Raw genomic sequence first — 24,351 nt, 5'->3', positions numbered from 1 at the left:
AATACCAACGATCATAATATATCAAATGGAGAGCGATGTCAAGGCAAAGCCCTTGATCATTCTCACGTGTTAGTCCATTTCCTCCCACGGTTCATAGCCCACCTCTACCATCGTCAACCCTTCTGGCGGCATGGTTTTGCCCGCAGCGGAGCGATCCTTGGCGGCCAAGGTACTGGAAATCGATTCCTCGGTTCGTTTCCCCATACCCACTTCCACCAGTGTCCCGGCGATGATGCGGACCATGTTATACAAAAATCCGTTGCCGGTCACTTCGATCAGCAGTTTGTCGCCTTGTTCGCGAACCTCACAACGGTAGATGGTACGCACCCGATCTTCCACTGGTGATTTGGCCGAGGAGAACGAAGTGAAGTCGTGCGTCCCCACCAAACGCTCAGCGGCGAGCTGCATCTGCTGTACATCCAATGATACGGGAAGATGGGTGGCATACCGGCGTGTGAACACGTCCGGCACTGGAGAGCGGTCGATCACGTACCGATAGGTTTTCCAGCAGGCGTCTTTGCGCGCATGGAAGGACAGCGCCACCTCCTCGGCCAAACGGATCACCAAATCCCGAGGAAGAGACTGGTTGAGCACGGTGACCCATCGTTTGACGGGCATAGGATTTCTCGTTTCAAAGTGACACACCTGGCCCCACGCATGAACACCGGCGTCGGTGCGCCCCGCCCCCGTCACATGGGTTTCGGTACCATTCAACCGCGAGATGGCGGCTTCCAAGGTGCCCTGCACCGTCCGCTTGCCGGGTTGGCGCTGGAACCCGTGAAAATCAGTACCGTCGTAAGCGACCGTCAATTTAATCTTGCGCACGTCCACACCCCTTTCAGCGGACTCTAGAGTGTGTCTGTTCTATATGGCCCACATGGTTTTCCCGAAACGCTTCACCTGCTCCCGCAAGGAAGCAGACCATGACCGTTCCGTCCCGGTGAGCGCAGGCCACGGGCTAAGTGCGCTTCGATTAGAGGGCATTGCCCACAATTCCATTCCTGCGATTTTCGGGTCTTCGCTCATCCGGGAAAACATTGCCCCTTTATGGTTTCATCAGACACGCCCTAACACCCATATGCCGATGATCAGTCCACCCATCACCGCCCACAACGCCCAGTCCAGCCGCGAAAAGCGCAATTCCCGCAACCGAGTGCGTCCTTCCCCTCCCCGGTATGCGCGTGCTTCCATCGCCAACGCCAGATCTTCCGCCCGCTTGAGAGCGGAGACAAAGAGGGGAATCAGGACAGGGATGAAACTTTTGGTCCGCTTGAGCATGCCACCCGATTCGAAATCGGCACCCCGGGCCATCTGTGCCCGCATGATTTTCTCCGCCTCTTCCCACAATGTCGGGATAAACCGGAGGGCGATCGACATCATCAGCGCCAGTTCATGAACGGGTACACCGATCCATTTGAGTGGTTTCATCAGCCGTTCCATCCCTTCGGTCAAATCCATGGGCGTCGTGGTCAACGTGAGCAGGGTGGCCATTGTGATCAGCAACAGGAACCGCACAGACATCCAACCCGCCTGTTTGACGCCTTGTTCATGGATGCTGATGGGTCCCCATTGCCACCACAGGTTACCGCCTTTGGTCAGGAAGATGTGCAACAGCGCTGTGACGGCAATCAGCCACAATATCGGCTTCATCCCACGAAGCAGCAGCCGCCAGGACACACCAGACAACCGTACACCTACGAGGTTGACGAGGATGAACAACAAATATGCTGACGGCACTCGCACCCAGAAAACCGCGGTGAGGTAAACGAATACAAACACCAGCTTGGCCCGGGGGTCCATCCGGTGAACAGGGGAATCTCCGGGCACGTACTGCCCGATGATCGGTTTACCGAACGGGTTCATGGGACGTCCCCTCCCCGCGCCGATCCGCCAGTAACCGTGACAACGCCTCTACCGTGAAACAATCCAGGGGAAGCGGCGGGTCCAGTTTGCGGTTCAATCGGTGAATCAATGCGGTGATCTCAGGAATGTCCAACCCCCACTCTTTCAATCGGCCTTCGTCAGCAAAAACGTCAGCGGGCGGCCCCTGCAACACGCATCTGCCCTGGTGCAATACAAAAATCCGTTCGGCATAACGGGCCACCTCTTCCATGCTGTGGGAGACCAGCAGAACGGTCATTCGCCGCTCTCGGCGCAAACAATCAATCTGTTGCAATAAAGCCTCTCTCCCAGCCGGATCGAGACCCGCTGTCGGCTCGTCCAAAATCAAAACTTGCGGGAGCATGGCCAACACACCGGCAATGGCGACCCGTCGCATCTGTCCACCGCTCAACTGAAACGGAGAACGATCAGACAATGATTCGGGCAGTCCCACCCAATGCATCGCCTGTCTCACCCGGTCGCGAATTTCTCCTTCCGGCACGCCCCGGTTGCGGGGGCCGTAGGCGATGTCATGTTCCACGGTATCCGCAAACAACTGATGCTCAGGATATTGAAAGACAATGCCCACATGACGGCGTAATGGGGAGAGAGAGGGACTCCGTTCGTTCACTTCCGTCTCACCGACACGGATGGTGCCCTCCCTCGGTCGGAGCAAACCGCCAATCAGCTGTACCAATGTGGACTTTCCTGATCCCGTCGGCCCGATTACCGCGGCCAGCGTTCCGGCCGGCACATGAAGGTCCAGTTGCTTCAAGGCTTGTTTTTCCTGCTGTGTTCCTTCTCCATAAGTGAAACTGACTCCCCTGAGATCGATCTGCATACCGCTTCCACCCATTTCTCCGTCTCCGTCCACGATACGGGCAATACAAACCCAGACTGGGTCAGCCGATGGTGTAATGCCGCCATTAGCGGGACTTCAAGCCTCCACGCTGACAACCGGTCGACATCCTGGAACACTTCCTCGGGTGTTCCGTCCATCTTCACTTCTCCGTCTGCCATGATCAGCAGGCGTTCGGCGTGTGCCGCCTCTTTGGCCGAGTGCGTAATGTGGATGATGGTCATTCCTTCTCGATGCATCCGGTGCAAGATATTCAATACGCTCTGCCGTCCTGCGGGATCGAGCATCGACGTCGCTTCGTCCAACACAATCGCCTCTGGTCGCATCGCCAGTACGGCGGCGATGGCGAGACGTTGCTTTTGTCCTCCGGACAAAAGATGCGGGGGCCACTCCTCCATGCCGTCCAAGCCCACTTGCGCCAACACTTCGGGTATGCGGCGCACCATCTCCTCTCGCGGCACACCGAGGTTTTCCATCCCGAAGGCGATATCATCCCGCACCGTGGTGGCCACCAGCTGGTTGTCTGGGTTTTGAAACACCATACCGACTCTTTGCCGTACCCGCCAAAGGTGGGTTTCGTCATTGGTGTTGTACCCATCAACCCGCACTTTGCCTTCCTTGGGCAGAAGCAAGCCGTTCATCAAACGGGCCAGGGTTGATTTACCCGACCCGTTGGGGCCCATGATGGCCACGTATTCCCCTCTGGCGATGGTGAGCCGCAACTCTTTCAATACCCACTGGTTTTTCGGCGGCGGGTCCGGTTCATAGTAGAAACCCGCTTCTTCCATCTCGATAAAGGGCCGCATGCCGTCCAAGCCTCCATAAAGAAAAAAGGGCAGATTTCAGGACCAAAGCGATCCTGCCCTCTCCCTTTCATCCAAAAACAACGAGCTGGTTCCACATTACTTGACGAGTTCCAGATAGACCATCGGAGCAGCGTCGCCACGGCGCGGTCCGATCTTGATGATACGGGTGTATCCGCCTTGTCGTTCCGCGTAGCGGGGTGCGATTTCGTCAAACAACTTTTTCACCGCGTCCACTTTTTCGTGCGTCACTTCCGCCCCGTCTTTCACCGTGTGGGAACGATGCTTGCGAACGAAAGCCGCCGCTTGACGACGGGCGTGCAAATCGCCGCGTTTGGCCAGGGTGATCATTTTTTCGACGATGGAGCGCACTTCTTTGGCTTTCGCTTCACTGGTTTCAATCCGTTCATTGATGATCAGGTCGGTGACGAGGTCGCGGAACAACGCTTTGCGTGCCGCGGAATTACGACCCAGTTTCGCGTATGCCATGGGTTATCCCTCCCCCTTGATCCAAGTTGTCAGTTACTCTTCTTTGCGCAAGGAGAGACCCAGTTCGGCCAGTTTCTCCTGCACTTCCTCCAGGGACTTGCGCCCCAGGTTCCGCACTTTCATCATGTCTTCTTCCGTTTTTTGCGTCAGCTCTTGCACGGTGTTGATGCCGGCCCGCTTCAGGCAATTGTAAGACCGGACGGACAGATCCAGCTCTTCGATGGTCATTTCCATGACTTTTTCTTTTTTGTCTTCTTCTTTCTCAACCATGATCTCGGCTTCTTTAGCCTCATCCGTCAGGCCGACAAACAGCATCAGGTGTTCGGTCAGAATCTTGGCGCCCAAGCTGACCGCTTCATCCGGACGCAAGCTGCCGTTGGTCCACACTTCCAGTGTCAGCTTGTCGTAGTTGGTCACTTGACCAACGCGAGTATTCTCTACTTTGTAGTTCACCCGTTCGATCGGGGTGTAAATCGAATCGATCGGAATCACACCGATCGGTTGATCTTCTTTTTTGTTCCGTTCGGCCGGAACATATCCACGTCCGCGGTTGGCAGTCATCCGGATTCGCAAATGGCCGTCATCGGCCAGAGTGGCGATGTGCAAATCCGGGTTTAACACCTCGACATCGCTGTCAGCTCGAATGTCGCCCGCTTTGACTTCTCCGCCGCCTTCCACATCGATCTCCAGCACTTTTTCTTCGTCCGAATGGATCTTCAATGCCAGCTTTTTCAGGTTCAGAATGATCTCCGTAGTATCTTCGACAACACCCGGAATGGTGGAGAACTCATGCAAGACTCCGTCGATCTGGATGGAGGTGACTGCCGCACCCGGAAGGGAGGACAGCAAAATGCGGCGGAGGGAGTTACCCAGCGTGGTACCGTACCCCCGTTCGAGGGGCTCCACCACAAACTTGCCGTACCGGTTATCTTCACTCATTTCCACGGCTTCGATTTTCGGTTTTTCGATTTCAATCATACGGTTAGAAACCCTCCTTCAGAACGTCGCGTTCCGGGTGAGATCGCACCAATAGGCAGATTCTCTCACCCTCTTTCATTCGCCGGAGGGCAAGAGACTACCTCCCGTCCTATCCAGTATACACACATTTTTGGCAAGGTAAACCAAATCAGAGACTGGAAGGTTTCTATCCGCTCAGACACGACGACGTTTCGGCGGACGACATCCGTTGTGCGGAATCGGCGTCACGTCTTTGATCAGACTGACTTCCAATCCGGCCGCCTGCAAGGAACGGATCGCCGCTTCCCGACCCGCACCCGGGCCTTTCACCAACACTTCCACTGTACGCATTCCTTGTTCCATCGCTTGTTTCGCGGCAGATTCGGCAGCCATCTGCGCAGCAAACGGGGTGCTTTTGCGCGAGCCCTTGAAGCCCATCGTGCCGGCGCTCGCCCAAGCCACTGCGTTGCCGCGCGGATCGGTGATGGTGATGATCGTGTTGTTGAACGTCGAACGGATGTGCGCCACACCGGATTCAATGTTTTTACGCACACGACGCTTCACGCGCTGAGTGGTGGTTTTCCGCTTGGCCATGGTATTCCCTCCTTACATTATTTCTTCTTGTTCGCAACCGTCCGGCGCGGACCTTTCCGAGTCCGGGCGTTGGTTTTTGTCCGTTGACCGCGCACCGGCAATCCGCGGCGGTGACGGATTCCACGATAACAACCAATCTCGATCAAGCGTTTGATGTTGAGCGCGACTTCGCGGCGGAGGTCCCCCTCAACGATCAGGTTTTTGTCGATGTAGCTCCGCAGTTTGGACACTTCGTCTTCGGTGAGATCACGCGTGCGGGTGTCCGGGTTGATGCCGGTTTCCGCCAGAATTTTTTTCGCCGTAGAGCGGCCAATGCCGTAGATATAGGTCAGGGCGATTTCGATCCGTTTCTCGCGCGGCAGGTCTACCCCTGCAATCCGTGCCATGTGTCACACCTCCAGTCTTATCCTTGTTTTTGCTTGTGCTTCGGGTTTTCGCAAATGACCATCACAGTACCTTTGCGACGAATCACTTTGCATTTTTCGCAAATCGGTTTTACCGAAGGTCTCACTTTCATTCGGTTTCCCTCCTGTCTTCCCACGTGGTGCCCAGCTAATGTCGATTCCTCACGTGAATCGTCCGATCCAACCTGAAACCGAACCCGCTTGTGCCAGGCACCGCCATCACGCTTACTTGTACCGGTACGTGATGCGGCCGCGGGTTAAGTCGTACGGGGAGAGCTGGACCGTCACCTTGTCGCCGGGCAAGATTCGGATGAAGTGCATGCGAATTTTGCCGGAAACATGCGCGAGCACTTTGTGTCCGTTCTCCAGTTCCACTCGGAACATCGCATTGGGCAACGGCTCGATAACGGTTCCTTCCACCTCGATCACATCTTCTTTGGCCATTGACCTCACTCTCCTTTCTGCTCCTCACCGTGATGAAGCAGGTATTGGTTCAGGGCGTACCGTAACTTCGCGTTCGTGACGCGACCGGTCTCAGCCAACGCATCCGCCACTTCCTGGGCGATATGATTCGTTGGCTGGATATGCCTGATATTCTTTTTCTTCGGGCGGTCGAATTTCCTTTTGTCTCCGTCTGCCAATAAGACAAAACGCGGTTCTTCCACACCGACGATGATCGCATACGACCCCGCCTCCCGACCGCGCAACACGCGGACGATTTGGCCAAGACGTGGTCGACTTTCGGCATCAGTCACGTCCACATCACCCTTCACCCGTTTTCCGCTATGGTCAATATTTCATGGCCGTCTTCCGTGATCGCGATGGTGTGTTCAAAATGGGCACATAAGGAACCATCCTGTGTCACAACCGTCCAATTGTCTGCCAGGGTACGTACAAAACGGCTCCCGGCGTTGACCATCGGTTCAACGGCCAAGGTCATACCCGGTTTTAACCGAGGGCCACGCCCCGGCGTCCCGAAATTGGGAACACTCGGTTCCTCATGCAGGTTTTGACCGATGCCATGCCCCACGTATTCCCGGACGATCGAAAACCCCGCTTGCTCAACATACGACTGGATCGCGTGCGCGATGTCGCCGATCCGTGCCCCGGGCTTGGCCTGCTCCAATCCCTTGTACAGGGATTCCTCCGTCACTTTCAGAAGACGGGCTGCCGTATCAGAAACCTTGCCAACCGGGTATGTCCAAGCCGAATCGCCATGGTATCCTTGGTAACAAGCGCCGATGTCGACACTGATGATGTCTCCCTCCTGGAGCACGCGGTCTCCCGGAATCCCGTGCACGAGCTCGTCGTTGACCGAGGTGCAGACACTCCCGGGAAATCCGTTATACCCCTTAAACGAAGGAGTGGCGCCGTGCTTGCGAATCACCTGTTCGGCTATCCGATCCAGTTCCCGAGTGGTGATTCCAGGACGAATCGCTTCCCTGATCGCCTGATGGGTGAGGTACACAATCCGCCCGGCTTCCCGCATGCGTTCCAGTTCCTTCGCCGACTTCAGGATAATCATGCGTTCGACCCTCTAATCGTCGTCATAATGGAAGCCGTTACTTGTTCGATCGGTTGCTCGCCGTCAATCGTACGCAGAATCCCCGTGGACTCGTAGTACTTCAGCAGGTGATTCGTTTGTTCCAAGTTGACTTGGAGCCTTTTGGCCACGGTTTCCTCGCGATCATCATCTCTTTGATACAATTCCCCGCCACAGCGGTCACACACACCCTCCTGGCGCGGCGGTGCAAACACCACATGATAGGTGGCACCGCAGTCGCGGCAGATGCGACGGCCGGTGAGCCGTTTGACCAATTCCTCTTCGCCGACGCGAATATAGATCACATGATCCAATCCACGTCCCATATCCTTCAACAATTCATCCAACGCTTCCGCTTGCGGGACCGTTCGAGGAAATCCGTCCAACAAAAAGCCTTCCGCACAATCATCTTTGCCCAAGCGGTCCCGAACGATACCGATCGTCACTCGGTCCGGCACCAGTTGCCCTTGATCCATATAGGACTTGGCTTCCAAACCGAGCGACGTACCCTCTTTGACCGCTTGCCGAAACATATCACCTGTCGAGATGTGCGGGACGGAGAATGCTGCGACGATCCGTTCAGCCTGCGTGCCTTTACCTGCTCCGGGCAGTCCCATCAGGACCATATTCAAGGTGCATCCCTCCCGGTTTCCACTCACAATACCTGCGTTCCACATGGACACAATCCATCACACTTGTTCGGCCTTTCACTAGGTGCACTACGGTCCCCGGTTCCGATCAGTCCCGGGGTACCTGTGCTATTTGATGAATCCTTTGTAATGCCGTTTGATCAGCTGACTCTCGATCGTTTTCATCGTTTCCAGTGCGACACCGATCACGATCAGCAGCGATGTCCCACCAATTTGCACCGACGTAGGCAATTTCGCCACGGATGTGAAGAAGACAGGCAGAATCGAAACCGCAGCCAGGAACAGCGCCCCGGCCAAGGTGAGGCGATTCATGACCCTGGTCAGATAGACGGATGTGTTTTTGCCTGGTCGGATCCCTGGGATGTAGCCGCCGTTCTTTTTCATCTGGTCCGCCAACTGTACCGGATTGATCTGCACGAACGTGTAGAAGTAGGTGAACCCGATGATCAACAACACATACAGGGTCATGCCCAACGGTGCGGTATAAGTCAGATTGGTGATGATCCACGCCGCCACCGGGTTGGTCGGCCAGAATTGGGCGATGGTGGTCGGAAACATCAACAACGACAGGGCGAAGATCACCGGAATCACGCCTGCCGCGTTAACCCGCATCGGGATGTGTGTGGATTGGCCTCCAAACATTTTCCGGCCCACCACACGCTTGGCGTATTGTACCGGTATCTTACGAACACCCTGTTGGATGTAAATCACACCGGCCACGATCAACACCAACACGGCCAAGATGATGACCAGCTTCACGATCACGAGGAAGACCTGATCACCGGCATTGGCGAATTGGGACTCGTAAATCCGCGCAATCGCGCTGGGAATCCCCGCCACAATCCCGGCAAAGATCAGGATGGAAATACCGTTCCCGATTCCCTTGTCCGTGATCTGCTCGCCCAGCCACATCAAAAAGGCCGTCCCCGCAGTCAGCGTCAGTGAGATCAGCGCATATGAGGCAAAGCTCTTGTCAGTGATGAACTCCACTCCCGGCATGGCCGTACCCGCCGCACGGTCAAAACCGATCGCCAAGCCGACGGACTGGATCAAGGCCAGCACGATGGTGAGATACCGGGTGACCTGTGCCAATTTGCGCCGACCCACTTCCCCTTCCTTGGCCCATTGCGCAAACTTCGGAATCACATCCATGGTCAACAGCTGGACGATGATTGACGCCGTGATATACGGCATGATCCCCATCGCAAAGATGGAGAACTGACGCAACGCCCCACCGGAAAAGGTGTTCAACAGGCTGAATGCACCGGCTTGTTCCAGCGCCTTCAATGCGTCCACATTGGTGTTGGGGACCGGGATGAAGCTGCCGATCCGGAAGACGACCAGCATCAACAAGGTGAATAAGATACGACGGCGCAGGTCTTCCACTCTGAAAATGTTGCCCAGGGTCTGAAACATCAGAGCACCTCCGTCGCTCCACCGGCGGCTTCGATTTTCTCCACGGCAGTGCGGGAGAATTTGTGGGCTTTCACCGTCAGCTTCACTTTCAGCTCACCGTCGCCCAGTACCTTCAAGCCGTCTTGCAGTTTCTTCACAATACCGGTTTCCATCAACAACTCCGGTGTGACAACCGTACCTTCCTCAAAGCGGTTCAACGTGCTGAGGTTGACCACCGCATACTCCTTCCGGTTCGGGTTGGTGAAACCGCGTTTCGGCAAACGACGGTAAATGGGGTTTTGTCCCCCCTCAAATCCCGGACGAACGCCACCGCCCGAACGCGCTTTTTGACCTTTGGTGCCCCGGCCCGCCGTTTTACCTTGTCCGGCGGCAATTCCGCGGCCCACCCGCTTTTTCGGTTTCCGGGAACCCGGAGCAGGTTGCAGCTCATGGAGCTTCATCACTCGCACCTCCTCTTCGTCGTGTGCTCGTCGATTACTCGTCGATCTCCTTTACTTCCACCAGGTGCTTGACTTGATTGACCATCCCGCGAATAGCCGGATTGTCACTGTGTACCACGGTTTGTTCCCGTTTGCGAAGACCCAACGTGCGAAGGGTGACCCGGTGCTTTTCCGGACGGCCGATCATACTCCGTTTGAGGGTGATAGCCAGTTTCTTTGCCACGGTCATCCCTCCTTATCCTAACAGTTCCTCGACGGTTTTTCCGCGCAGGCGCGCCACTTCCTCCGGCCGTTTCAATCCTTTCAGGCCTTCCAACGTAGCCCGCACCATGTTGATCGGGTTGTTGGAACCGATCGATTTCGTCAGGATGTCGCCTACGCCGGCCACGGTCAACACGTCACGTACCGGACCGCCGGCGATCACACCCGTACCTTCGGAAGCCGGCATCAACAGGACGCGGCCGGCACCGAATTTACCGGTGATTTCATGCGGAATCGTAGTACCCATCAACGGGACACGAATCATATTCTTCTTCGCGTCTTCGATCCCCTTCCGGATCGCTTCCGGTACTTCAGCGGCCTTACCGATCCCGGCACCGACCATGCCTTTGCCGTCACCGACGACGACCAGCGCGCTGAAGCTGAACCGGCGACCCCCCTTCACCACTTTGGCCACCCGGTTGATGCTGACCACTTTTTCAATCAGTTCGGTCGCAGCCGGTTCGTTTTTCATCGGTTTCCCTCCTTTGCTCAAAACTCGAGCCCTCCTTCCCGGGCACCTTCGGCCAGGGCTTTCACCCGTCCGTGATAGAGGTAACCCGCGCGGTCGAAGACCACTTTTTTGTATCCTTTTTCAATCGCCCGTTTCGCGATCAGTTCGCCGACTTTGCGCGCGGCTTCGACATTGCCGCCGTAGATCCCGAGTTCCTTGAATTCCGGATCCAAGGTGGAAGCGGAAGCCACCGTGTGACCGGCAACGTCATCGATCAGTTGCGCGTAGATGTTCTTGGCCGAGCGGAACACGTTCAAACGCGGACGCTCAGCCGTGCCGAACACTTTTTTCCGCACACGCAGATGACGCTTTTTCCGCTTTTGATTGCGGTCCACTTTGGTGATCACGCCGCATTCACTCCCTTCACGTTCCTAAGATTACTTACCGGTTTTACCCTCTTTACGCCGAATCCGTTCGTCAATATATTTGATCCCTTTGCCTTTATACGGCTCGGGTTCGCGAATGGCGCGAATGTTGGCCGCCACGGCACCCACGAGCTGTTTGTCGATCCCTTTGACCACGATTTGGTTTTGTGCCGGGACTTCCAGCTCGATGCCTTCCCGTTGTTCCACCTCAACCGGGTGGGAGTAACCGACATTAATAACGACCGTGTTGCCTTTTTTCTGGGCGCGGTAACCGACACCGACCAGCTCCAGAGTCTTGCTGAATCCGTTCGTTACCCCTTCGACCATGTTGGCCAAAAGGCTGCGGGTGGTTCCGTGCAACGCGCGATGATGGCGCTCATCGCTCGGCCGCTCCACCACCAGTTGGTTGTCTTCCAATTTGATCGTCATATCGGGGTGGAATGTCCGTTCCAACGTGCCTTTCGGTCCTTTGATGACCACGTGGCTTCCATTGATTGTCACTTCCACCCCGTTGGGGATGTCAATCGGTTTCTTGCCGATCCGCGACATACGTGTTCACCTCCATTCATTTCCGCCTATATTACCACACGTAGCAGATAACTTCGCCGCCCACCTTGGCTTGACGCGCTTCTTTGTCCGTCATGACCCCTTTCGAGGTGGACAAGATCGCAATGCCGAGACCGCGCAGTACACGCGGGATTTCGTTGTGCTTCGCGTAGACGCGCAAGCCCGGTTTGCTGATCCGCTTCAGCCCGGTGATGACGCGTTCATTGTTCTTGCCGTACTTCAAGAAGATCCGGATGATCCCTTGTTTTCCGTCCTCGATGTATTCCGCGTCGCGGATAAACCCTTCGCGCTTCAAAATTTCGCAGATCTCGCGCTTGATTTTGGAAGCAGGCACTTCCAAGCTCTCATGGCGAACCAAGTTCGCGTTGCGGATCCGTGTCAGCATGTCAGCAATCGGGTCTGTCATCACCATGCTCTTTCCCTCCTTCCACTTCCATTACCAGCTGGCTTTTTTCACGCCGGGAATCTGCCCTTTGTACGCCAATTCACGGAAGCAAATCCGGCAGAGGCGGAACTTGCGCATGACGGCGTGCGGCCGTCCGCACCGCTCACACCGGGTGTAGGCGCGCACTTTGAATTTCGGTTTGCGCTTCGCCTTGGCGATCATTGATTTCTTGGCCAACGGATCCCCCTCCTTTGCCGTTTAGTCACGTTCCGGTTTATTGTTTGCGAAAGGGCATACCCAATTGCGCGAGCAATTCACGGGCTTCTTCGTCCGTCTCGGCGGTGGTGACGATAATGACGTCCATCCCGCGCACTTTGTCCACTTTATCATAGTCGATTTCCGGGAAGATCAGCTGCTCTTTCAAACCGAGCGTGTAGTTGCCGCGACCGTCGAAGGATTTCGGAGACACGCCGCGGAAGTCACGCACGCGCGGTAGCGCCACGTTGAACAATTTGTCCAGGAAGTAATACATCCGATCGCCACGCAACGTCACTTTGCAACCGATCGGCATGCCTTCCCGCAATTTGAATCCTGCGATCGATTTTTTTGCCCGGGTAATCACCGGTTTCTGACCGGAAATCAAGGTGAGGTCTTCCACGGCGCCATCCAGCACTTTCGGATTTTGCACCGCTTCACCCACACCCATGTTGATCACCACTTTTTCCACTTTCGGCACCTGCATCGGCGAAGCATAGTTGAACTTCTTCATCAGGGCCGGGGTGATCTCTTCACGGTATTTCTGTTTGAGCCTGGGTGTTGCCAACAGAGGTCCCTCCCTTCCTCAATCCGTCCGTCATTTGTCGATAATTTCGCCGGATTTTTTGGCATAGCGTACTTTTCTCGGTTTGCCGTCTTTGCCTTCCACGAATTTGTATCCGATCCGGGTCGGCTCTTTTGTTTTCGGGTCTTCCAACATCAAGTTGGAAATGTGAATCGGCGCTTCTTTTTCAATGATACCGCCTTGCGGGTTATTCGGGGTCGGACGGCTGTGCTTCTTCACCATGTTGACCCCTTCCACCAACGCGCGTTGCTCTTTCGGAAACACTTTCAATACCCGACCTTTGGTGTACACTTTGTTTCCGTTTTTGTCGCGCGTCGGCGCTTCTTTCCCGCGCATCACGATCACGGTGTCTCCCGCTTTGATGTGCAATTTGTTCGGGCGCTTGGCGCTCATCTCGGCACCTCCTCACGTTGCGTTGGTTGGGTTACGCCACGCCGTCAGAGTACTTCCGGCGCCAGCGAGATGATTTTCATGAAGTCTTTTTCGCGCAATTCCCGGGCCACCGGTCCGAAAATCCGGGTACCGCGCGGGCTTTTGTCTTCCCTGATCACCACAGCGGCGTTTTCGTCAAAACGGATATAGGAACCATCGCTACGGCGAGTCGGACGAACCGTACGCACCACAACAGCTTTCACGACGTCCCCTTTCTTGACAACGCCACCGGGTGTTGCCTGTTTCACGGAAGCTACGATGATGTCACCGATCCCAGCGGATTTCCGTTTCGATCCGCCCAGCACTTTGATGCACATCAATTCTTTGGCTCCGGAGTTGTCAGCTACGCGCAGGCGGCTTTGCGGTTGAATCATCGGTTTCCCTCCTTCCCTTCGCTTCCCGAGCGTCAGATGATCACGGCTTCTTCGACGATCTCAACCAAACGCCAACGCTTCTCCTTTGAGAGCGGCCGCGTTTCCATGATTTTCACAATGTCGCCCACTTTGGCTTGGTTTTGCTCATCATGGGCTTTGAACTTTTTGGTGTATTTCACGCGCTTGCCGTACAGAGGATCCCGTTTGTAGGTCTCCACCGCCACGACAATCGTCTTATCCATCTTATCGCTGACCACTTTGCCGACGCGTACTTTCCGACGATTGCGCTCGGTCATGCCTGTTTCCTCCTTTCGATCCCCAGTTCGCGCTCCCGCAAAACGGTTTTCGCGCGGGCGATGTCTTTGCGAACCTGACGGATCCGGGCCGGGTTTTCCAATTGCCCAGTCGCTTTCTGGAACCGGAGGTTAAACAGTTCTTCCTTTAACTCACGCAGTTTTTGTTCGATTTCCGCGGTGGTCATGTCCATCAGCTCTTTCGCTTTCATTCGCTACCACCCGCTTCGTTCCGTTTTACGAATTTCGTTTTGATCGGCAGTTTGTGGGCCGCCAGCCGCATCGCTTCACGTGCGACTTCTTCCGGCACCCCTGCCAATTCAAACAAGATTTTACCCGGTTTGACGACGGCCACCCATTTTTCGGGCGAACCTTTACCGCTACCCATCCGCACCTCAAGCGGTTTTTGGGTTACCGGTTTGTCCGGGAAGATTTTGATCCAGACTTTCCCGCCCCGTTTGATGTAACGGGTCATGGCGACACGAGCTGCTTCGATTTGCCGGTTGGTGATCCATGCCGGCTCCAACGCCTGCAGACCGTATTCACCGAATGCCACTTCGGTACCGCCTTTGGCCCGGCCTTTCATCCGGCCGCGATGCTCTTTGCGGTACTTGGTGCGTTTCGGCATCAGCATCGTTTATTCGCCCCCTTCCGCGTCTCCTTTTTTCTTCTTGGGAAGCACTTCACCGCGATAAATCCACACTTTCACACCAATACGTCCGTAGGTCGTGTGCGCTTCAGCAAAACCGTAGTCGATATCCGCACGCAAGGTGTGAAGCGGCACCGTACCTTCGCTGTACCCTTCCGTACGCGCGATGTCCGCACCGCCCAGACGACCGCTCACTTGGGTGCGAATCCCTTTCGCGCCGGCGCGCAAGGTACGTTGGATCGCTTGTTTCATCGCACGGCGGAACGAAATACGGCGCTCCAGTTGTTGCGCGATATTTTCCGCCACCAGATAAGCGTCCAGTTCCGGATTTTTGATTTCGCTGATGTTGATGTGCACTTTTTTTCCGGTCAATTTGTTCAGCGCTTGACGCAATGCTTCGACTTCCGAACCGCCCTTACCAATCACCATCCCCGGTTTCGCGGTGTGAATGGTGATGTTGACGCGGTTGGCTGCCCGCTCAATCTCGATGCTCGAGACCGCGGCGTCTTTCATCCGTTTGCGAATGAACTCCCGAATCTTGATGTCCTCGTGCAACAGGTCGGCATAATCTTTCCCGGCAAACCATTTGGATTCCCAGTCACGGATGATGCCAACCCGCAAACCTACCGGGCTTACCTTTTGACCCACCGATTCATCCCTCCTTATTTCTCAGATACGACGACCGTGATGTGGCTGGTCCGTTTATTGATCCGGCTGGCACGTCCCTGTGCGCGCGGACGGTACCGTTTCATCGTGGGCCCTTCGTCCACGTACGCTTTTTCCACGACCAACCGCCGTACGTCCATGTTGTGATTGTGCTCAGCGTTCGCGACGGCGGACTTGAGCACTTTCTCGATGATCGGAGAAGCGGCGCGCGGGGTGAAACGCAGGATCGCCAACGCTTCCTCCACCGATTTGCCGCGGATCAAGTCAATTACCAAACGCGCTTTGCGAGGTGCAATCCGTACGTAACGAGCGACGGCTTTCGCTTGCATGTGACGACCTCCTCTCTCGCTAACCTAGCGCCTTCCTTACCGCTTCTTCGTTTTCTTGTCATCTCCCGCATGACCGCGGAAGGTGCGGGTCGGCACGAACTCACCCAGTTTGTGCCCCACCATGTCTTCCGTGATGTACACCGGTACGTGTTTGCGTCCGTCGTGCACGGCAATCGTGTGTCCGACGAATTCCGGGAAAATGGTGGAACGACGGGACCAGGTTTTGATCACGCGCTTCTCGTTCTTTTCGTTCAGCTCCCGCACTTTTTTCAACAGATGCTCATCCGCAAAGGGCCCTTTTTTCAGGCTGCGACCCATGCATCCAACCTCCCTTCCGGTAGGTGCTTATGACACAAAAAGCCGTTACTTCTTGCGACGACGGATGATGTATTTGTCCGAAGGCTTGTTTTTCTTCCGTGTTTTGTAGCCCAACGTCGGTTTACCCCACGGAGTGACCGGAGATTTCCGACCGATCGGAGCCTTACCTTCACCACCGCCGTGCGGGTGGTCACTCGGGTTCATCACGGAACCGCGCACCGTCGGGCGTTTGCCGAGCCAACGAGCACGTCCGGCTTTCCCGATCGTGATCAGCTCGTGATCCAGGTTACCCACTTGGCCGATCGTCGCGCGGCAGTTGATGTGAATCATCCGCATTTCGCCGGAGGTCAAACGCACGATGGCGTATTTGCCTTCTTTCCCCATCAATTGCGCTTGCGCACCAGCAGCACGGACCAATTGTCCGCCGCGTCCCGGCTTCAGCTCGATGTTGTGGATCACCGTACCGACCGGAATGTTGGCCAACGGCAGGGCGTTCCCCACTTTGATGTCCGCATCTGGACCGGACATGATTTCCTGACCCACTTTCAGGCCGTGCGGCGCCAAGATGTACCGTTTTTCACCGTCCGCATAATGAATGAGGGCGATGTTAGCTGAACGGTTCGGATCGTATTCGATCGTGGCAACGCGGCCGGGAATACCGTCTTTGTCGCGTTTGAAGTCGATGATCCGGTATTTCCGCTTGTGACCGCCGCCTTGGTGCCGGACCGTGATTTTCCCTTGGTTGTTACGGCCGGACTTTTTGGGCAAAGTAACAACAAGCGATTTTTCCGGTTTATCCGTCGTAATCTCCTCAAAAGTGGACACCGTCATTTGACGACGACCCGGAGAAGTCGGTTTAAAACGTTTGATGCCCATACCTCATTCCCTCCTTTTCCCTGGGCTTACACTTCGAACAGTTCGATGGGCTTGCTGTCAGCCGTCAGTTTCACGATCGCTTTTTTACGTTCAGGCGTGCGGCCGGTAAAACGACCATAGCGTTTTTTCTTGCCGCGAACACGCATCGTGTTCACTTTTTCCACTTTCACGCCGAAGATTTTTTCGACGGCTTGTTTGATCTCCGTTTTGTTGGCACGCAGATCCACTTCAAAGGCGTATTTCCGCTCTTCGTTCATCTCGGTCGATTTTTCCGTGATGATCGGACGACGGATGATGTCGCGCGGGTCTTTCACCGGCTGAACACCTCCTCCACCCGGGCAATGGCGTCCCGAGTCATGATGAGCTTGTCGTGGCTCAGTACATCCAGCACGTTGATACCATCTGCTTGGATGAACTTCACGCCGGGAATGTTGCGCGCGGACAAGGCCACGTTCTCATCAAATGCACCGCTGACAACCAGCGCTTTGCGGTCAGCGTTCAGGTTGTTGAGCACGCGAACCATTTCACGCGTTTTCGGTTGTTCCATTTTCAGATCGTCCAGCACGATGAGTTCGTTGTCCTTCACTTTCGCGGACAATGCGGATTTGATGGCCAGACGACGTACTTTTTTCGGCAATTTGTAAGCGTAGCTGCGCGGAGTCGGTCCGAACACCACGCCACCGCCCACCCACAGAGGCGAACGAATGCTTCCGTGACGCGCGCGCCCGGTACCTTTTTGCCGCCAGGGTTTCCGTCCACCGCCGCGTACGGCTGCACGGTTTTTCACCGCGTGGGTTCCCCGGCGCAGAGATGCCTGTTGCATCACAACGGCATCATGCAGAACGGCCTTGTTGGGCTCGATGCCGAAGATCGCTTCGGACAGTTCGATTTCCCCCACTTGGCTGCCGTTCATGTCGTATACTGCTACCTTGGGCATGTCGTCTCCCTCCTTCTCTGACATTCATTACCGGCTTTTTACCGCGGATTTCACGATCACATAGCTGTTACGCGGACCCGGAATCGACCCTTTGACCAACAGCAGGTTGTTTTCCGTGTCCACTTTCACGATTTCCAGGTTTTGAATCGTCACACGCTCGCCACCCATGCGTCCCGGGAGCGTTTGCCCCTTGAACACGCGGTTCGGCGCGATCGGACCCAAGGAACCGGGGCCCCGATGATAACGGGAACCGTGGCTCATCGGACCGCGAGCTTGGTTGTGCCGCTTAATGGCACCGGCAAATCCTTTCCCTTTCGACGTGCCGGTGACGTCCACGATTTCCCCTTCCTGAAACAAATCCACTTTGATTTCTTGGCCCAATTCGTATTCAGCCGGATTCATGCCGCGGATTTCGCGCACAAATTTTTTCGGCGTCGTGTTCGCTTTTTTCGCATGGCCGATTTCCGGCTTGTTGGCCCGATGCTCTTTTTTGTCTTCAAAACCCAATTGAACGGCTTCGTATCCGTCGGTGGCCACTTCTTTCTTTTGCAGAACCACGCACGGACCGGCCGCGATCACCGTAACGGGCACCACGGTACCATCGGCAGTGAACACCTGAGTCATCCCCAGTTTTTTGCCGAGAATCCCTTTCACGTCGCACACCTCCTACCACCGTGTTTCCTCTCTGATGCTGTATCACAATTTGATTTCGATATCCACGCCGGACGGCAGATCCAAACGCATCAAGGCATCCACCGTTTGCGGGGTGGGGTTGACGATGTCGATCAACCGTTTATGCGTGCGCATCTCGAATTGCTCGCGCGAGTCTTTGTACTTGTGCACCGCCCGCAGGATCGTGTAGACGGAACGTTCCGTCGGCAGCGGAATCGGACCGGATACGCCGGCACCCGTCCGTTTCGCCGTATCGACGATTTTCTCCGCCGATTGATCCAGAATGCGGTGGTCGTACGCTTTGAGCCGGATGCGAATCTTTTGTTTTGCCATGGATACCCCTCCTTTTCGCCCATTTTGCAAATGGACTTCTCCGCGAAAATTTCCCGCCCCGGCCATGGCAAAGGGGCCGGGTGTGTCGGCAACCTTCCGCATCATCGCTGTCCACGACCAACATTCCCTATTATAATGAATTCATCAGGCCGATGCAAGGAAAACCGTGATTTTTTCTAGGTTCTCCTCTTTCGTGTGATCAGCGACTGGGATATGGCTGTTTTCACGGGAAATCATTGCTGGAAAAGATCTGTGAATGACCGGACACGCCATCGGCAGACCATACTTGGCTGCATCTGATCCATACCGTTTCTTTGTTCCCAACTCGTGTCATCATTGGTGAAACCTTTGCGACCGCATTGAACAAAAAACGCTAAGACACCTACAAATGTGTTTGCTAGAATAATGTCCTTGAATGATTCAAGTTGATGTCAAAGATCATGGGCTCTGATTTCCCGACCAGCATATCAATTCATGAATCACACTTCGTTTCAAGTTTCGCACGTTTCTGCTCACCAGAAATAAAAACCCTCCGGGAATTTCCCCGGAGGGTTTGTCCCATCCCCGCGCTTATTAGCCGAGGATTTTGGACACGGCACCGGCACCCACGGTGCGTCCACCTTCGCGGATCGCGAAACGGGTACCTTCTTCGATCGCGATCGGAGCGATCAGTTCCACTTCCATTTTGATGTTGTCACCAGGCATCACCATTTCGGTGCCTTCCGGCAGTTTGATGACGCCGGTCACGTCCGTGGTCCGGAAGTAGAACTGCGGACGATAACCGTTGAAGAACGGGGTGTGACGGCCGCCCTCTTCTTTGGTCAGAATGTATACTTGGGCTTCGAATTTGGTGTGCGGGTTCACGCTGCCAGGTTTGGCCAACACTTGACCGCGCTCAACTTCTGTCCGGTCAACACCGCGCAGCAGGGCACCGATGTTGTCCCCGGCTTCAGCCACATCCAGCAGCTTGCGGAACATTTCCACGCCGGTAACAACCGTTTTCTTGGTTTCGTCAGCCAGACCCACGATTTCCACTTCGTCGCCAACTTTAATGGTACCGCGTTCCACACGACCGGTGGCCACCGTACCACGACCGGTGATGGAGAACACGTCCTCGACCGGCATCAGGAACGGTTTGTCTTTGTCACGTTCCGGGGTCGGGATGTACTCGTCAACGGCTTTCATCAGTTCGAGAATGGCATCGGCCCACTCGCTGTCCGGGTTTTCCAGCGCTTTCAGAGCGGAACCTTTCACAACCGGGATTTCGTCGCCCGGGAATTCGTACTCGGACAACAGGTCGCGCACTTCCATTTCCACCAGTTCAAGCAGCTCTTCGTCGTCTACCATGTCCACTTTGTTCAAGAACACGACGATGTACGGAACGCCGACCTGACGGGACAGCAGGATGTGCTCCCGGGTTTGCGGCATCGGACCATCCGCAGCGGACACTACGAGGATCGCACCGTCCATTTGGGCCGCACCGGTGATCATGTTTTTCACGTAGTCAGCGTGACCCGGGCAGTCCACGTGCGCATAGTGACGGTTTTCGGTTTCATATTCCACGTGAGCCGTGGAGATCGTGATGCCCCGTTCTTTTTCTTCCGGAGCTTTGTCGATTTGGTCGTAAGCAGTTGCCACAGCGCCACCGGTTTTTGCCAAAACGGTGGTGATAGCGGCGGTCAACGTGGTTTTACCGTGGTCAACGTGACCGATCGTACCAATGTTGACGTGCGGTTTCGTACGCTCGAATTTGGCTTTGGCCATTTTCGTGATCCTCCTTCAAATTTGCCATAAGTTTTTTAGATGTATGTGAGAAAGTCGGAGGCGAAATCATTCACATAAGTTCCGCCACTGACTTTCATGATGATACATCGCAGGCATGTGTGATTGCCGATAACGTTCCGCGGATCGCCGCCCCCCGTCTGTAGCTCCGTCGGCCAAGCCAGCGGATGAATCGCTCATCAGGGGGACGGCTTCCGCCCTATGATGAACGGTTGTCAACAACCGAGTGATTATTTACCTGCGTTTTTCGCGATAATCTCCTCCGCGATGTTTTTCGGCACTTCTTCATAGTGGTCGAATTGCATCGTGAAGGTACCGCGTCCTTGCGTCTTGGACCGCAGGGTGGTCGCATAACCGAACATTTCAGCCAGCGGCACCATACCACGAATCACTTGCGCGTTACCGCGCGCTTCCATGCCCTCGACGCGACCGCGGCGGGAGTTGATGTCACCCATGATGTCACCCATATATTCTTCCGGAACGACCACTTCCACTTTCATGATCGGCTCCAGAAGCACCGGGTCACATTTGTCCTTAGCCGCTTTTAAGGCAAGAGAGCCGGCGATCTTGAAGGCCATTTCCGAGGAGTCGACATCGTGGTACGAACCATCGAAGATGGTCGCTTTGATGTCCACCATCGGATATCCTGCCAACACGCCATTTTGCATGGCTTCTTCGATACCCGCCTGCACGGCCGGGATGTATTCTTTCGGCACCACACCGCCGACGATTTTGTTTTCGAATACGAAACCGGAGCCTTCCGGCAGCGGTTCGAATTCGATCCAGACGTGACCGTATTGACCGCGTCCACCCGTTTGCCGGATGAATTTCCCTTCCACTTTGGCCGATTTGCGGAAGGTTTCTTTGTAAGCCACTTGCGGTTTACCCACTTTGGCTTCCACTTTAAACTCGCGGCGCAGACGGTCCACGATGATGTCGAGGTGCAGCTCGCCCATACCGGAGATGATGGTTTGTCCCGTCTCTTCGTCAGTATGGGTGCGGAACGTCGGATCTTCCTCAGCCAGTTTGGCCAGCGCCATCGCCATCTTGTCTTGGTCCGCTTTGGATTGCGGCTCGATGGCGATCGAGATCACCGGTTCCGGGAAGACCATGGATTCCAGGATAATCGGGTGTTTCTCATCGCACAAGGTGTCCCCGGTCGTCGTGTCTTTCAGGCCGACCGCGGCCGCAATGTCACCGGCATATACGGTGCTGATCTCTTCACGGTGGTTAGCGTGCATTTGCAGAATCCGACCGATCCGCTCACGCTTGCCTTTGGTGGAGTTCAGTACGTAGGAACCGGAGTTAAGTGTACCCGAATACACCCGGAAGAAGGTGAGTTTTCCGACGTAGGGGTCGGACATGATCTTGAACGCCAGTGCAGCGAACGGTTCGTTATCGCCCGATTTCCGGGTCGCTTCCGTTCCGTCCGGCAGTTCGCCGCGAATATCCGGCACGTCCACCGGAGACGGCAGATATGCGACGACTGCATCCAGGAGCATTTGAACCCCTTTGTTTTTGTACGAGGAACCGCACAGTACCGGAGTGATTTTCACTTCACAGGTACCTTTCCGCAAAGCGGCCACGATTTCCTCTTCGGTAATTTCTTCCCCTTCGAGGTATTTCATCATCAGTTCCTCGTCAATCTCCGCGACGGCTTCCAAGAGAGCGGTACGGTATTCTTCCGCTTTCTCCTTGTACTCGTCGGGGATTTCGCGCGCTTCCGTCTGTGTACCCAGATCGTCCAGGTAGTAGTACGCGCAGTTTTTGACGAGGTCGATGATACCTTCGAAGGTATCTTCGGCACCGATCGGCAACTGAATCGGCACGGCGTTGGCTTGCAGGCGTTCCCGCATTTGTTCCACCGCACCGTAGAAGTCAGCGCCAACGATGTCCATTTTGTTCACGTAGGCGATCCGCGGTACGCCATATTTGTCAGCTTGCCGCCACACAGTTTCCGATTGCGGCTCTACGCCACCCTTGGCGCAGAACACCCCAACCGCTCCATCCAATACGCGCAGGGATCGTTCCACTTCGACCGTAAAATCCACGTGACCCGGAGTGTCGATGATGTTGATCCGGTGTCCTTTCCACTGGCAGGTCGTCGCCGCGGAAGTGATAGTGATCCCGCGTTCTTGTTCTTGCTCCATCCAGTCCATGGTGGCCGCGCCTTCGTGTACTTCCCCGATTTTGTGCACGCGGCCGGTGTAGAACAAGATCCGCTCAGTGGTCGTGGTTTTACCGGCGTCGATGTGAGCCATGATCCCGATATTCCGCGTTTTCTCCAAGGAGAACTCACGTGCCATCGGAAATGTCTCCTTTCGTGTTCAAGCAGTCCGCTTACCAGCGGTAGTGAGCAAATGCACGGTTGGCTTCCGCCATCCGGTGCGTGTCTTCTTTCTTCTTCACAGCCGCGCCGGTGTTGTTCGCCGCGTCCATGATTTCGTTGGCCAGACGCTCCTGCATCGTTTTTTCACCACGCAAGCGTGCGTAGCTGACCAACCAACGCAGCCCCAAACTCGTGCGCCGTTCCGGTTTCACTTCCACCGGCACTTGGTAGTTGGCGCCCCCAACCCGGCGGGCTTTCACTTCCAAGACCGGCATCACGTTTTTCAGGGCTTGTTCAAACACTTCCATCGGATCTTTGCCCGTACGCTCGCGAATGATGTCAAACGCTTCGTACAGGATTTTTTGTGCCTTCCCCTTTTTCCCGTCGTACATCAGCCGGTTGATCAAGCGCGTCACCAGTTTGCTGTTGTAAATCGGATCCGGGAGGGCATCACGGCGAGGCACTGGTCCCTTACGAGGCATGCTGATCCCTCCTTTGCATCATGTATCTGCAACCGTTACTTCTTCGGCCGTTTGGCTCCATACTTGGAGCGGCCCTGCATCCGGTTCTGCACGCCAGCCGTATCCAACGCGCCGCGCACGATGTGGTAGCGCACACCCGGCAGGTCTTTCACCCGTCCGCCGCGCACCAACACGACGGAGTGTTCTTGCAGGTTGTGACCGATCCCCGGAATGTAGGCGGTCACTTCAATGCCGTTGGTCAAGCGCACACGGGCGTACTTCCGCAGTGCCGAGTTCGGCTTTTTCGGGGTCATGGTTCCCACACGGGTGCAAACACCCCGTTTTTGCGGAGAGCTTTGCTTGATCAACTCTTTGCGGAAGCTATTGTAGCCGTATTGCAGCGCCGGAGATTTGGATTTGGTCTTTTTCTGCTTCCGACCTTTCCGTACCAGTTGGTTAATCGTGGGCATCCTGGTCCACCTCCTCTTGATTCGGTGTTTCGCAAGACCACAGAGCCGGGCGGCTCATTAAAAAGCAAGGAACACGAACGACTTTCACATGCATGATTGAACCGCGTTCCGTTTCATTGCCGGTACGCGGTCATCTATCTTGTCGTTCCTTATTTACTTCAGGATCGCAACCGCGGCCGCGCCGACTTCGATTCCGCATGCTTTTCCGAGTTCGCGCATGGAATCGACATAATTAACGGCGATACCCCGATCGCGGCACATCGAGATGATGGGTGTTGTCACCTTGGCGTCGGCATCCTTCGCCACGATCACCTCTTGTGCCTTTCCTTGCTCAATCGCTTTTTTGGTCTGCTTGGTACCGATCACCATGTTGGTCGCTTGTTTCACTTTTTCATAAAGCACTATAAAGCCCTCCAAAGTGAAATTTACCAAGCACACGGAGATATATTACCACCTGGATCAGA

At 55.3% G+C, this 24,351-nt stretch carries 40 protein-coding genes; all 40 read right to left on the bottom strand.

Annotated elements, in window-relative coordinates:
• Window positions 1–69: 69 nt before the first annotated feature.
• Window positions 70–825 (bottom strand): tRNA pseudouridine(38-40) synthase TruA, encoded by a 756-nt coding sequence (gene truA / locus NWF35_RS06830; RefSeq protein ID WP_301238312.1) that lies wholly within the window; start codon window positions 823–825, stop codon window positions 70–72.
• Between the two features lie 231 nt (window positions 826–1,056).
• Window positions 1,057–1,863, bottom strand: a complete 807-nt coding sequence (locus NWF35_RS06825) for an energy-coupling factor transporter transmembrane component T family protein (RefSeq protein ID WP_301238311.1) — start codon at window positions 1,861–1,863, stop codon at window positions 1,057–1,059.
• Window positions 1,847–2,656, bottom strand: a complete 810-nt coding sequence (locus tag NWF35_RS06820; RefSeq protein WP_301238310.1) for an energy-coupling factor transporter ATPase — start codon at window positions 2,654–2,656, stop codon at window positions 1,847–1,849. Before NWF35_RS06820 ends, NWF35_RS06825 begins: the two co-directional genes overlap by 17 nt.
• On the bottom strand, window positions 2,653–3,546 hold the full coding sequence (locus NWF35_RS06815) for an energy-coupling factor transporter ATPase (protein ID WP_301238309.1): 894 nt from the start codon (window positions 3,544–3,546) through the stop codon (window positions 2,653–2,655). Before NWF35_RS06815 ends, NWF35_RS06820 begins: the two co-directional genes overlap by 4 nt.
• 96 nt (window positions 3,547–3,642) lie before the next feature.
• A complete protein-coding gene (rplQ, locus tag NWF35_RS06810; RefSeq protein ID WP_205494223.1) occupies window positions 3,643–4,032 on the bottom strand; it encodes a 50S ribosomal protein L17 in 390 nt (129 codons plus the stop codon).
• A 33-nt stretch (window positions 4,033–4,065) separates the two neighbouring features.
• Window positions 4,066–5,010 (bottom strand): DNA-directed RNA polymerase subunit alpha, encoded by a 945-nt coding sequence (locus tag NWF35_RS06805; RefSeq protein WP_212773803.1) that lies wholly within the window; start codon window positions 5,008–5,010, stop codon window positions 4,066–4,068.
• A gap of 174 nt (window positions 5,011–5,184) precedes the next feature.
• Window positions 5,185–5,583, bottom strand: a complete 399-nt coding sequence (rpsK, locus tag NWF35_RS06800) for a 30S ribosomal protein S11 (RefSeq protein WP_205494219.1) — start codon at window positions 5,581–5,583, stop codon at window positions 5,185–5,187.
• A 17-nt stretch (window positions 5,584–5,600) separates the two neighbouring features.
• Window positions 5,601–5,969, bottom strand: a complete 369-nt coding sequence (rpsM, locus tag NWF35_RS06795) for a 30S ribosomal protein S13 (protein WP_205494217.1) — start codon at window positions 5,967–5,969, stop codon at window positions 5,601–5,603.
• A gap of 17 nt (window positions 5,970–5,986) precedes the next feature.
• Complete coding sequence (rpmJ, locus tag NWF35_RS06790; protein WP_003322638.1) at window positions 5,987–6,100, bottom strand: 50S ribosomal protein L36; 114 nt, start codon at window positions 6,098–6,100, stop codon at window positions 5,987–5,989.
• 112 nt (window positions 6,101–6,212) lie between these two features.
• Window positions 6,213–6,431, bottom strand: coding sequence for a translation initiation factor IF-1 (gene infA / locus NWF35_RS06785; RefSeq protein ID WP_173224352.1), 219 nt, complete (start codon window positions 6,429–6,431; stop codon window positions 6,213–6,215).
• Window positions 6,432–6,436: 5 nt separating this feature from the next.
• Window positions 6,437–6,742 (bottom strand): KOW domain-containing RNA-binding protein, encoded by a 306-nt coding sequence (locus NWF35_RS06780; RefSeq protein WP_363321564.1) that lies wholly within the window; start codon window positions 6,740–6,742, stop codon window positions 6,437–6,439.
• Window positions 6,743–6,756: 14 nt separating this feature from the next.
• On the bottom strand, window positions 6,757–7,512 hold the full coding sequence (gene map, locus NWF35_RS06775) for a type I methionyl aminopeptidase (protein ID WP_301238308.1): 756 nt from the start codon (window positions 7,510–7,512) through the stop codon (window positions 6,757–6,759).
• Window positions 7,509–8,162 (bottom strand): adenylate kinase, encoded by a 654-nt coding sequence (locus NWF35_RS06770; RefSeq protein WP_301238307.1) that lies wholly within the window; start codon window positions 8,160–8,162, stop codon window positions 7,509–7,511. The genes map and NWF35_RS06770 overlap by 4 nt, the downstream gene beginning before the upstream one ends.
• A 126-nt stretch (window positions 8,163–8,288) precedes the next feature.
• Window positions 8,289–9,596: a preprotein translocase subunit SecY gene (secY, locus tag NWF35_RS06765; RefSeq protein ID WP_301238306.1), complete on the bottom strand. Its 1,308-nt coding sequence runs from the start codon at window positions 9,594–9,596 to the stop codon at window positions 8,289–8,291.
• Entirely contained in the window at window positions 9,596–10,036 is a 441-nt protein-coding gene (gene rplO / locus NWF35_RS06760; RefSeq protein ID WP_301238305.1) for a 50S ribosomal protein L15, read from the bottom strand. The genes secY and rplO overlap by 1 nt, the downstream gene beginning before the upstream one ends.
• Window positions 10,037–10,070: 34 nt before the next feature.
• Window positions 10,071–10,259 carry a 50S ribosomal protein L30 gene (gene rpmD / locus NWF35_RS06755; RefSeq protein ID WP_212773797.1) on the bottom strand — a complete coding sequence of 63 codons (189 nt, stop codon included), beginning with the start codon at window positions 10,257–10,259 and terminating at the stop codon, window positions 10,071–10,073.
• Window positions 10,260–10,271: 12 nt separating this feature from the next.
• Window positions 10,272–10,769 (bottom strand): 30S ribosomal protein S5, encoded by a 498-nt coding sequence (gene rpsE / locus NWF35_RS06750; protein ID WP_301238304.1) that lies wholly within the window; start codon window positions 10,767–10,769, stop codon window positions 10,272–10,274.
• A 17-nt stretch (window positions 10,770–10,786) separates the two neighbouring features.
• On the bottom strand, window positions 10,787–11,155 hold the full coding sequence (rplR, locus tag NWF35_RS06745) for a 50S ribosomal protein L18 (RefSeq protein WP_301238303.1): 369 nt from the start codon (window positions 11,153–11,155) through the stop codon (window positions 10,787–10,789).
• A gap of 30 nt (window positions 11,156–11,185) precedes the next feature.
• Window positions 11,186–11,722, bottom strand: a complete 537-nt coding sequence (gene rplF, locus NWF35_RS06740; protein WP_301238302.1) for a 50S ribosomal protein L6 — start codon at window positions 11,720–11,722, stop codon at window positions 11,186–11,188.
• A gap of 31 nt (window positions 11,723–11,753) precedes the next feature.
• Window positions 11,754–12,152, bottom strand: coding sequence for a 30S ribosomal protein S8 (rpsH, locus tag NWF35_RS06735; RefSeq protein WP_205494190.1), 399 nt, complete (start codon window positions 12,150–12,152; stop codon window positions 11,754–11,756).
• 24 nt (window positions 12,153–12,176) lie between these two features.
• Complete coding sequence (locus NWF35_RS06730; protein ID WP_205494188.1) at window positions 12,177–12,362, bottom strand: type Z 30S ribosomal protein S14; 186 nt, start codon at window positions 12,360–12,362, stop codon at window positions 12,177–12,179.
• Window positions 12,363–12,399: 37 nt separating this feature from the next.
• Entirely contained in the window at window positions 12,400–12,948 is a 549-nt protein-coding gene (gene rplE / locus NWF35_RS06725) for a 50S ribosomal protein L5 (RefSeq protein ID WP_301238301.1), read from the bottom strand.
• Between the two features lie 30 nt (window positions 12,949–12,978).
• Window positions 12,979–13,335 (bottom strand): 50S ribosomal protein L24, encoded by a 357-nt coding sequence (gene rplX / locus NWF35_RS06720; RefSeq protein ID WP_301238332.1) that lies wholly within the window; start codon window positions 13,333–13,335, stop codon window positions 12,979–12,981.
• Window positions 13,336–13,403: 68 nt separating this feature from the next.
• Window positions 13,404–13,772 (bottom strand): 50S ribosomal protein L14, encoded by a 369-nt coding sequence (gene rplN / locus NWF35_RS06715; protein WP_205494184.1) that lies wholly within the window; start codon window positions 13,770–13,772, stop codon window positions 13,404–13,406.
• A gap of 32 nt (window positions 13,773–13,804) precedes the next feature.
• Window positions 13,805–14,068 (bottom strand): 30S ribosomal protein S17, encoded by a 264-nt coding sequence (gene rpsQ, locus NWF35_RS06710; RefSeq protein WP_212773791.1) that lies wholly within the window; start codon window positions 14,066–14,068, stop codon window positions 13,805–13,807.
• On the bottom strand, window positions 14,065–14,277 hold the full coding sequence (rpmC, locus tag NWF35_RS06705) for a 50S ribosomal protein L29 (RefSeq protein WP_205494174.1): 213 nt from the start codon (window positions 14,275–14,277) through the stop codon (window positions 14,065–14,067). Before rpmC ends, rpsQ begins: the two co-directional genes overlap by 4 nt.
• On the bottom strand, window positions 14,274–14,699 hold the full coding sequence (gene rplP / locus NWF35_RS06700) for a 50S ribosomal protein L16 (protein ID WP_301238300.1): 426 nt from the start codon (window positions 14,697–14,699) through the stop codon (window positions 14,274–14,276). Before rplP ends, rpmC begins: the two co-directional genes overlap by 4 nt.
• 3 nt (window positions 14,700–14,702) lie before the next feature.
• Window positions 14,703–15,362, bottom strand: a complete 660-nt coding sequence (gene rpsC / locus NWF35_RS06695; RefSeq protein ID WP_301238299.1) for a 30S ribosomal protein S3 — start codon at window positions 15,360–15,362, stop codon at window positions 14,703–14,705.
• A 14-nt stretch (window positions 15,363–15,376) separates the two neighbouring features.
• Window positions 15,377–15,709 carry a 50S ribosomal protein L22 gene (rplV, locus tag NWF35_RS06690; protein WP_301238298.1) on the bottom strand — a complete coding sequence of 111 codons (333 nt, stop codon included), beginning with the start codon at window positions 15,707–15,709 and terminating at the stop codon, window positions 15,377–15,379.
• 36 nt (window positions 15,710–15,745) lie between these two features.
• Window positions 15,746–16,027, bottom strand: a complete 282-nt coding sequence (rpsS, locus tag NWF35_RS06685) for a 30S ribosomal protein S19 (protein ID WP_205494156.1) — start codon at window positions 16,025–16,027, stop codon at window positions 15,746–15,748.
• A gap of 45 nt (window positions 16,028–16,072) precedes the next feature.
• Entirely contained in the window at window positions 16,073–16,903 is an 831-nt protein-coding gene (gene rplB, locus NWF35_RS06680) for a 50S ribosomal protein L2 (RefSeq protein ID WP_205494154.1), read from the bottom strand.
• Between the two features lie 26 nt (window positions 16,904–16,929).
• Window positions 16,930–17,217, bottom strand: coding sequence for a 50S ribosomal protein L23 (gene rplW, locus NWF35_RS06675; RefSeq protein ID WP_301238297.1), 288 nt, complete (start codon window positions 17,215–17,217; stop codon window positions 16,930–16,932).
• Entirely contained in the window at window positions 17,214–17,840 is a 627-nt protein-coding gene (gene rplD, locus NWF35_RS06670) for a 50S ribosomal protein L4 (RefSeq protein ID WP_212773789.1), read from the bottom strand. The genes rplW and rplD overlap by 4 nt, the downstream gene beginning before the upstream one ends.
• Window positions 17,841–17,867: 27 nt before the next feature.
• A complete protein-coding gene (gene rplC, locus NWF35_RS06665; RefSeq protein WP_301238296.1) occupies window positions 17,868–18,494 on the bottom strand; it encodes a 50S ribosomal protein L3 in 627 nt (208 codons plus the stop codon).
• Window positions 18,495–18,536: 42 nt separating this feature from the next.
• A complete protein-coding gene (rpsJ, locus tag NWF35_RS06660) occupies window positions 18,537–18,845 on the bottom strand; it encodes a 30S ribosomal protein S10 (RefSeq protein ID WP_205494146.1) in 309 nt (102 codons plus the stop codon).
• Between the two features lie 573 nt (window positions 18,846–19,418).
• Complete coding sequence (tuf, locus tag NWF35_RS06655) at window positions 19,419–20,609, bottom strand: elongation factor Tu (RefSeq protein WP_301238295.1); 1,191 nt, start codon at window positions 20,607–20,609, stop codon at window positions 19,419–19,421.
• A 248-nt stretch (window positions 20,610–20,857) separates the two neighbouring features.
• Entirely contained in the window at window positions 20,858–22,933 is a 2,076-nt protein-coding gene (gene fusA / locus NWF35_RS06650; protein WP_301238294.1) for an elongation factor G, read from the bottom strand.
• Window positions 22,934–22,967: 34 nt separating this feature from the next.
• Window positions 22,968–23,438 (bottom strand): 30S ribosomal protein S7, encoded by a 471-nt coding sequence (gene rpsG, locus NWF35_RS06645; RefSeq protein ID WP_205494143.1) that lies wholly within the window; start codon window positions 23,436–23,438, stop codon window positions 22,968–22,970.
• A gap of 35 nt (window positions 23,439–23,473) precedes the next feature.
• Window positions 23,474–23,887, bottom strand: a complete 414-nt coding sequence (rpsL, locus tag NWF35_RS06640) for a 30S ribosomal protein S12 (RefSeq protein ID WP_205494130.1) — start codon at window positions 23,885–23,887, stop codon at window positions 23,474–23,476.
• A gap of 153 nt (window positions 23,888–24,040) precedes the next feature.
• Window positions 24,041–24,289: a 50S ribosomal protein L7ae-like protein gene (locus NWF35_RS06635; RefSeq protein WP_301238293.1), complete on the bottom strand. Its 249-nt coding sequence runs from the start codon at window positions 24,287–24,289 to the stop codon at window positions 24,041–24,043.
• Window positions 24,290–24,351: the final 62 nt, after the last annotated feature.

Source organism: Polycladomyces subterraneus (genome assembly GCF_030433435.1).
In the GTDB taxonomy this organism is placed as follows: Bacteria; Bacillota; Bacilli; order Thermoactinomycetales; family JIR-001; genus Polycladomyces; species Polycladomyces subterraneus.
Note: the sequence above shows the minus strand (reverse complement) of the source record. Positions and strands in the feature narration are given on the sequence as shown.

Excerpts from the sequence above, each read along its gene's own strand:
- NWF35_RS06825 (WP_301238311.1), bottom strand. The coding sequence starts at position 1,863 with ATGAACCCGTTCGGTAAACCGATCATCGGGCAGTACGTGCCCGGAGAT.
- NWF35_RS06815 (WP_301238309.1), bottom strand. The coding sequence starts at position 3,546 with ATGCGGCCCTTTATCGAGATGGAAGAAGCGGGTTTCTACTATGAACCG.
- rplQ (WP_205494223.1), bottom strand. The coding sequence starts at position 4,032 with ATGGCATACGCGAAACTGGGTCGTAATTCCGCGGCACGCAAAGCGTTG.
- NWF35_RS06805 (WP_212773803.1), bottom strand. The coding sequence starts at position 5,010 with ATGATTGAAATCGAAAAACCGAAAATCGAAGCCGTGGAAATGAGTGAA.
- rpsK (WP_205494219.1), bottom strand. The coding sequence starts at position 5,583 with ATGGCCAAGCGGAAAACCACCACTCAGCGCGTGAAGCGTCGTGTGCGT.
- rpsM (WP_205494217.1), bottom strand. The coding sequence starts at position 5,969 with ATGGCACGGATTGCAGGGGTAGACCTGCCGCGCGAGAAACGGATCGAA.
- rpmJ (WP_003322638.1), bottom strand. The coding sequence starts at position 6,100 with ATGAAAGTGAGACCTTCGGTAAAACCGATTTGCGAAAAATGCAAAGTG.
- infA (WP_173224352.1), bottom strand. The coding sequence starts at position 6,431 with ATGGCCAAAGAAGATGTGATCGAGGTGGAAGGAACCGTTATCGAGCCG.
- map (WP_301238308.1), bottom strand. The coding sequence starts at position 7,512 with ATGATTATCCTGAAGTCGGCGAAGGAACTGGAACGCATGCGGGAAGCC.
- secY (WP_301238306.1), bottom strand. The coding sequence starts at position 9,596 with ATGTTTCAGACCCTGGGCAACATTTTCAGAGTGGAAGACCTGCGCCGT.
- rplO (WP_301238305.1), bottom strand. The coding sequence starts at position 10,036 with ATGAAGCTCCATGAGCTGCAACCTGCTCCGGGTTCCCGGAAACCGAAA.
- rpsE (WP_301238304.1), bottom strand. The coding sequence starts at position 10,769 with ATGAAAAACGAACCGGCTGCGACCGAACTGATTGAAAAAGTGGTCAGC.
- rplF (WP_301238302.1), bottom strand. The coding sequence starts at position 11,722 with ATGTCGCGGATCGGCAAGAAACCGATTGACATCCCCAACGGGGTGGAA.
- rpsH (WP_205494190.1), bottom strand. The coding sequence starts at position 12,152 with ATGGTGATGACAGACCCGATTGCTGACATGCTGACACGGATCCGCAAC.
- rplN (WP_205494184.1), bottom strand. The coding sequence starts at position 13,772 with ATGATTCAACCGCAAAGCCGCCTGCGCGTAGCTGACAACTCCGGAGCC.
- rpsQ (WP_212773791.1), bottom strand. The coding sequence starts at position 14,068 with ATGACCGAGCGCAATCGTCGGAAAGTACGCGTCGGCAAAGTGGTCAGC.
- rpmC (WP_205494174.1), bottom strand. The coding sequence starts at position 14,277 with ATGAAAGCGAAAGAGCTGATGGACATGACCACCGCGGAAATCGAACAA.
- rplP (WP_301238300.1), bottom strand. The coding sequence starts at position 14,699 with ATGCTGATGCCGAAACGCACCAAGTACCGCAAAGAGCATCGCGGCCGG.
- rplV (WP_301238298.1), bottom strand. The coding sequence starts at position 15,709 with ATGCAAGCGAAAGCCGTCGCTCGTTACGTACGGATTGCACCTCGCAAA.
- rpsS (WP_205494156.1), bottom strand. The coding sequence starts at position 16,027 with ATGGGTCGCAGCCTGAAAAAAGGGCCCTTTGCGGATGAGCATCTGTTG.
- rplB (WP_205494154.1), bottom strand. The coding sequence starts at position 16,903 with ATGGGCATCAAACGTTTTAAACCGACTTCTCCGGGTCGTCGTCAAATG.
- rplD (WP_212773789.1), bottom strand. The coding sequence starts at position 17,840 with ATGCCCAAGGTAGCAGTATACGACATGAACGGCAGCCAAGTGGGGGAA.
- rpsJ (WP_205494146.1), bottom strand. The coding sequence starts at position 18,845 with ATGGCAAAACAAAAGATTCGCATCCGGCTCAAAGCGTACGACCACCGC.
- tuf (WP_301238295.1), bottom strand. The coding sequence starts at position 20,609 with ATGGCCAAAGCCAAATTCGAGCGTACGAAACCGCACGTCAACATTGGT.
- fusA (WP_301238294.1), bottom strand. The coding sequence starts at position 22,933 with ATGGCACGTGAGTTCTCCTTGGAGAAAACGCGGAATATCGGGATCATG.
- rpsG (WP_205494143.1), bottom strand. The coding sequence starts at position 23,438 with ATGCCTCGTAAGGGACCAGTGCCTCGCCGTGATGCCCTCCCGGATCCG.
- rpsL (WP_205494130.1), bottom strand. The coding sequence starts at position 23,887 with ATGCCCACGATTAACCAACTGGTACGGAAAGGTCGGAAGCAGAAAAAG.